General features: G+C 74.2%; 6 protein-coding genes and 1 rRNA gene. 2 read left to right on the top strand and 5 right to left on the bottom strand.

Features of this window, described 5'->3' with window-relative positions; all coding sequences use genetic code 11:
* Both rrf and ACFXOZ_RS41960 read left to right on the top strand, forming a co-directional pair.
* Positions 1 to 76: ribosomal RNA gene (gene rrf, locus ACFXOZ_RS41965) — 5S ribosomal RNA — on the top strand; the annotation flags it as partial.
* Between the two features lie 191 nt (positions 77 to 267).
* Positions 268 to 594 (top strand): hypothetical protein, encoded by a 327-nt coding sequence (locus ACFXOZ_RS41960; RefSeq protein WP_375897148.1) that lies wholly within the window; start codon positions 268 to 270, stop codon positions 592 to 594.
* Between the two features lie 53 nt (positions 595 to 647).
* On the opposite strand, the gene ACFXOZ_RS41955 is transcribed toward ACFXOZ_RS41960, so the two are convergent.
* The 5 genes from ACFXOZ_RS41955 to ACFXOZ_RS41935 all read right to left on the bottom strand — a co-directional run bounded on the left by ACFXOZ_RS41955 (position 648) and on the right by ACFXOZ_RS41935 (position 5,553).
* The gene (locus tag ACFXOZ_RS41955; RefSeq protein WP_380595311.1) at positions 648 to 2,012 is read right to left on the bottom strand and encodes an MFS transporter; all 1,365 of its coding nucleotides are present in this window, start codon (positions 2,010 to 2,012) and stop codon (positions 648 to 650) included.
* 111 nt (positions 2,013 to 2,123) lie between these two features.
* Complete coding sequence (locus tag ACFXOZ_RS41950; RefSeq protein ID WP_350508582.1) at positions 2,124 to 2,477, bottom strand: metalloregulator ArsR/SmtB family transcription factor; 354 nt, start codon at positions 2,475 to 2,477, stop codon at positions 2,124 to 2,126.
* A gap of 32 nt (positions 2,478 to 2,509) precedes the next feature.
* The gene (locus ACFXOZ_RS41945) at positions 2,510 to 3,118 is read right to left on the bottom strand and encodes a hypothetical protein (protein ID WP_380527458.1); all 609 of its coding nucleotides are present in this window, start codon (positions 3,116 to 3,118) and stop codon (positions 2,510 to 2,512) included.
* A gap of 160 nt (positions 3,119 to 3,278) precedes the next feature.
* Positions 3,279 to 4,481, bottom strand: a complete 1,203-nt coding sequence (locus ACFXOZ_RS41940; RefSeq protein ID WP_380595310.1) for an MFS transporter — start codon at positions 4,479 to 4,481, stop codon at positions 3,279 to 3,281.
* 178 nt (positions 4,482 to 4,659) lie between these two features.
* The gene (locus ACFXOZ_RS41935) at positions 4,660 to 5,553 is read right to left on the bottom strand and encodes a polysaccharide lyase (protein WP_380595308.1); all 894 of its coding nucleotides are present in this window, start codon (positions 5,551 to 5,553) and stop codon (positions 4,660 to 4,662) included.
* Positions 5,554 to 5,690 lie beyond the last annotated feature (137 nt).

Here is a 5,690-nt window from a genome sequence, read left to right as displayed (position 1 = left end):
GAACCCGGAAGCTAAGCCTCACAGCGCCGATGGTACTGCAGGGGGGACCCTGTGGGAGAGTAGGACGCCGCCGAACAATCATTCAGAAAAGGCCCACCCGGGTGACCGGGTGGGCCTTTTCGCATTTCCGGGTCCGCCCAGGTGCACGTCCGCGGGGAGCTATGCGTATCACCAGGTAGTCCCCCCAATGCGACGTCCGGGCGGACCTGCCCGGACCGGCCTCCGATGGGAGGGCTTGCGCGGGGGGCCGGGGCTAGCCTGGCCCGCATGTACAACGACGGTCTGGTGACGTGCACCGCGCGTGAGCTCGTGATTCGCCGGTACTACTTCCCGTTGGCGTCCGCCAAGCGGATCCCGTACGGGCGGATCCGCGGGCTGCGGCAGGTGCCGCTGACCCGGGTCGGCGGGCGGTGGCGGATCTGGGGATCCGGGGACTTCGTGCACTACTTCAACCTGGACCTGGGGCGGATCGACAAGAGCGTGGCCTTCGTCGTCGACCTCGGCGCCCGGGTCAAGCCGGTGATCACCCCGGACGAGCCGGACCGGCTGGCGGCGGCGATGGCCGCGCACAGCATCCCGGTGACCAGGGGCTGACCCGCGGCTCCGGTGGGACCGTGGCCGGCCGTCCGTCGGCCCCACCGCTCAGTTCAGTTCAGTGCGGCGCGGGGTGGGTGGGGCCAGGCGTGGTGGTGCTGGTCGATCACGTAGTGGTGGCCGTGCTGCCAGCTGCCGTCGGGGGTGGGGCGGGCGTCCGCGAGGTGGGGGTGGCCGAGCGGCAGCTCGGTGTGGCGGTGGCTGAGGGCGTCCGGGTCCCGGGCGGGCCACAGGGCGGTGGCGGCCAGGGCGGCGGTGAGTGCGACCGCGCCCAGGACGACCGCGGTGGCGGGGAGTCCGGCGCCGGCGGCGAGCCAGCCGGCCAGCGGGTAGGTGAGCAGCCAGCAGCCGTGCGACAGCGAGAACTGGGCGGCGAACGCGGCCGGCAGGTCGGGGTCGGCGGCGGAGCGGCGGACCACCCGGCCGCCGGGTGTCAGGACGGCCGAGCCGGCGGCGCCGATCAGGGCCCAGGCGGCGAGCAGGGCGAGCCAGCTGCCGGTGCCGGCCGGGGCGGCGGTGATCGCGGTGACGGCGGCGAGGACGCCGGGCAGGGCGAAGGCGGCGGGCAGCATGACGGACCGGTCGCTGACCCGGGTGAGCAGCCGCGGCAGCAGCAGGGCGGCGAGCATCGAGCCGACGCCGTACGCGCCGAGGGCCAGCGAGACGGCGCCGACCGGGCGGTGGAAGTGGTCGCGGACCACGTTGACGGTGTCGACGAAGACGATGGCGCCGGCGGCCGCCACCGCGAGGTCCAGGGCGAGCAGTGCCCGCAGCCGTGGGGTGGCCCGGAACAGCCGGGTGCCGAACGCGGCCCTGCGGTAGATCCCGTCGGTGCGTTCGACCGGCCGGGGCCTGGGCAGCACGGCGGAGACGACCAGGGCGGCGGAGGCGAGGAAGCCCGCGGTCGTCCCGGCGAACAGCCAGTGGTACGGGACCACGGAGAGCAGCAGGGCGGCGAGTGCCGGGCTGAACAGCGATTCGAGGTCGTAGGCGAGCCGGGACATCGACAGCGCCCGGGTGTAGTCGCGTTCGGCGGGCAGCACCTCGGGGATGGTGGCCTGGAAGGTCGGGGTGAAGGCGGCGGACGCGGCCTGGAGCAGGAAGATCAGGACGTAGACCTGCCACACCCGGTCGACGAACGGCAGGGTGAGGGCGACGGCGGCCCGGGTGAGGTCCATGGCGACCATCAGGGTGCGCCGGGGGACCAGCCCGGCGAGGGCTCCGGCGACCGGGGCGATCGTCACGTACGCGACCATCTTGATCGCCAGTGCGGTGCCGAGGACGGCCGAGGCGTCGCTCCCGGCGATCGAGTACGCGAGCAGCGAGAGCGCCACGGTGGCCAGGCCGGTGCCGACCAGGGCGACGACCTGGGCGGTGAACAGGTGGCGGTAGGTGCGGTTGCGCAGCACGGTCAGCATGGGCCCGTCCCGGGGCGGAGGTGGGGGTGGTGGTGCGCCCATCATAGGCAATGCGTGCATACGTGTGCACCTGTTTGTCGGACGGAACGACCTGCGCGGACCGGCCGGGGCTCAGTCGTGCGGGGGGAGGTGCCCGATCTGGTGGTCGGCGACGTTCAGGGCCTCGTCCACCAGCCGGCGCAGGTGCCCGTGGCGCAGCGAGTAGACCACCCGCCGGCCGTCCTTGCGGGTGGCGACCAGCCCGGCCAGCCGCAGCTTGGCCAGGTGCTGGCTGACCGAGGGTCGGGCGGCCCCGGTCGCCTCGGTCAGCGTGGTCACGTCCGCCTCGCCCCGGCCGAGCCGCTCCAGCAGCGCCAGCCGGGTGCGGTCGGCCAGCAGGGAGAGGACGGAGGCGGCGACGTCCAGCCGCGCCTCGGCCCGCTGCTGCGAGCGGTGTGCATCTGCCAGATCGGCGCCGGAGCTCATGCCCGCAGTCTATGGTGTGTGCGCAGGTGCGCTCATGACGAGGGACCGCGTCGGCGGCGGAGGTAGGCCCAGGTGACGGCGGCCAGCAGCGGGCCCCAGAGCAGCAGTGGGGCGTAGCAGGCGACCAGGACGACGGTGTGCCAGTCGCCGGACAGCATCGGGAGGCCGTCGGGCAGCGGTCGGCCCCGGAGGTCGCGGCCGGTCGAGAGCAGCACGGTCAACAGCAGCGTGCCGACGCTGAGCGCGGCGGCGCCCAGCGCGGCCGGGACGACGGCCGCCGCGACCGGGACACGTCGGCCGCCCAGCAGCGGGAGCCGGCGCGGGAGCACCTCGCCCCAGCGGGCGACCAGGCCGAGCGCGGTGAAGGCGAGCAGCTCGGAGACGGCCGACAGCAGGACGACGTACAGCTCCAGCGGCAGCCACCAGGGGAGGCTGCCGGAGTCCTGCACCGCGTCGCCGTCCAGCGGGGCGTGGAAGGTGCAGGTGGCGATCCGCCAGGCGCTGGACGGCAGGACGGTGAGCGGCACCGCCCGGGCGGCGAGCCCGGCCCAGCGCGGAACGCCGGGGACGGGGGTGTGGGCGGCGGCCCAGGCGGTGCGCAGGCGGCCGGTGGCGGGCGGGAGTTGGGCGAGGGCGGTCATGGGGGCTCTCCGGTGCGGCGGGGGCGGTGCCCCAACGCTCGCAGCCGGACCGGGGGTGGGCCTCGGCCGGGAGGAGGAACCGGCTCCCCCGGGGGAGGGAGCCGCCGCCGTCGAGCCTGCGGTCGGTCAGTCGGTCAGTCGGTCAGTCGGTCAGGACGGGTCAGCCCGCGCGCTGCTCGACCGGCTGTTCCTCGGCGACGGGCGCCGGGGCCGGTTCGAGGTCGCCCATCCGCGGGATCACGAACAGCGCGGCGAGGATCAGCGCACCGGCGATGACGATCGGGGTGCGGATGCCGACGGTGGAGCCGATCCAGCCGCTGAGGCCCGCGCCGATCAGCATCCCGACCCGGGAGAGCATCAGGTAGCAGCTGTTGACCCGGCCGAGCAGTTCCTTGGGCACGGTCTGCTGGCGCAGCGAGATCGCCTGGACGTTCCAGGTGACCACGCCGAAGTTGCCGAGCGCGAACAGCGGGGCCACCGCGAACGCCGAGGGGCTCAGGCCCATCAGCAGCAGCGAGGAGCCCATCAGCACGAAGGCGAGGGTGATCCGGGCCCGCCGGCCCAGCCGCTCGCCGATCCGGCCGGCCACCATGCTGGCGGCGGTGCCGCCGGCCACGCCGGTGGCGAGGACGGCGCCGAAGGCCCAGGTGGGCTCGTGCAGGGTGCGGGTGACCAGCAGCGCCATCATGGTGATGCCGAGGGAGGAGGCGCCCGCGGCCACGGCGGAGAGCGAGGCGACCAGGCGCAGTTGCTTGTGCCCGTACAGCCAGCGGACGCCCTCGCGGACCTCGGCCATGACCCGGCGCTCGGACCGCGCCCGGGGGGAGCCCGAGCGGCCGGTCGCGGCGACCAGGGCGGCGGCGAGGGCGAAGGAGACGCCGTCGACGGTGAACGGGTAGCCGGCCGCGATCGCGAACAGGCTGGTGCCGACCAGCGGACCGATCATCCGGCCGACCAGCAGGCCGCCCTGGAGACGGCCGTTGGCGACGTCCAGCTGCTCGGAGCGGACCACGTCCGGGATGGTCGAGGTGGCGGCGTTCACGAACACCGTCTCCCCGCAGCCGAGGACGAAGGCCAGGGCGGCGAGCAGGGCGAGCGGCGGGGTGGTGGAGAAGACCCAGGCGGCGAACCCCAGCAGGATGGCGGCGCGGCCGAAGTCGATCGTCCACATCAGCCGGCGGCGGTCGAAGCGGTCGGCGATGACGCCGCCGAACAGGGCCATCAGCAGCCAGGGGAGGGATCCGGCCACCGCGACCACGGACACCGCCGAGGGGGAGTCCGAGATGGCCAGGGCGAGCAACGGAAGCGACGAGTCCCGCATGCCGTCGCCGACCGCCGAGATCGACGAGGCCGACCACAGCATGGTGAATTTCCGGCCCAGTTGGGGCCTGGAGCGGTGCGGGGGTGTCGCTGGGCTGGCTGAGGTCACCGACGCAGTATGGCATGACCGCTACATGTTTGGACGCCCTTCACCGACCATTTCCAGCTGGGATCCCGGAGTCCGGAAACCCCCTTGACGAGGGCGGTGAGGCCCCCGCTCGTCAGTGCTGGACGCCGGCGGAGAGCGAGAAGCCGGCGAACTGGGCGCGCTGGGTGCTGGCCGGGCCCCAACTGGTGTCGTGGCCGCCGTAGAAGGTCGAGAACAGCACCCCGCCGAAGGGGATCGAGGCGATGCCGGAGGCGACCCTGGCGGAGTACACCTGGCGGCCGTCGTACCAGACGGTGACCTCGCCGGTGTTCCGGTTCACCGACTGCTCGACGGTGTGCCAGCGGTCGTCGGCCTGGAAGTGCCAGTCGCCCAGGCCCTCGTCCACACCGTAGCCGGTCGGGCCGGAGTTGGTCGGGGTGTAGAGGTAGACCTCGCCGTTGTCGGGGCTGCCGTTGGCACCCCGCCACATGTAGCGGGTGGACCAGCCCGCGCCGTGGTTGCCGCCGGACTCCTGGCCGATCTTCCCGCCGTACAGGCCCGGCAGCTTGCCGGCCTTGCCCCAGTCGCGGCCGGTGGGGAAGCGGAGGGAGTACTTGAGGTCCAGGGTGGGCCCCTGGGCGAGGGCGGACAGGCCGAGCGCGTTCAGGTCGGTGTAGAACTGGCCGCCGCCCGGATTAGGGCAGTCGGTGCAGGAGTTGGCGGAGGAGCCGGCGCCGTACGTCACCTGGAGCGCGGGGCCGCCGTCGGGGGCGGTCCGGTCCTCGACGGCGGTGAAGTCGGCCGCGCCCCAGGCACCTTGGCCCGCGACGCCCCAGGAGCGCTGCCACTGGGCGGTGCCGTAGCCGCGGAAGCCGCCGGTCCAGGCGGCCGAGCCGCTGGGTGCGGGAGCGGCGGTGGCGGAGCCGGTGGGCGGCTGGGTGCGGGCCCCTGCGGGGGTGGCCGCGCAGCCGGCGGCGGCGAGCAGGGCGAGTGCGGCCAGGGCGGCGGTGCGCGCGGAGCGGTGCATCGGTGGCTCCTCGGTCGGCGGTTGATCCGTACAGATCATGCCGCACACCCGGGTCGGGCTTGGGTAAAGGGCGGGGCAGGGAAGGGGAAAGGGCTGTGGCCGGGTGGGCGGTTCACGAAGGAGGTGAACCGCCCACC

The sequence above is a fragment of the Kitasatospora sp. NPDC059160 genome (assembly GCF_042755465.1).
Lineage (GTDB): Bacteria > Actinomycetota > Actinomycetes > Streptomycetales > Streptomycetaceae > Kitasatospora.
This window is presented reverse-complemented; position numbering and strand designations above follow the sequence as displayed.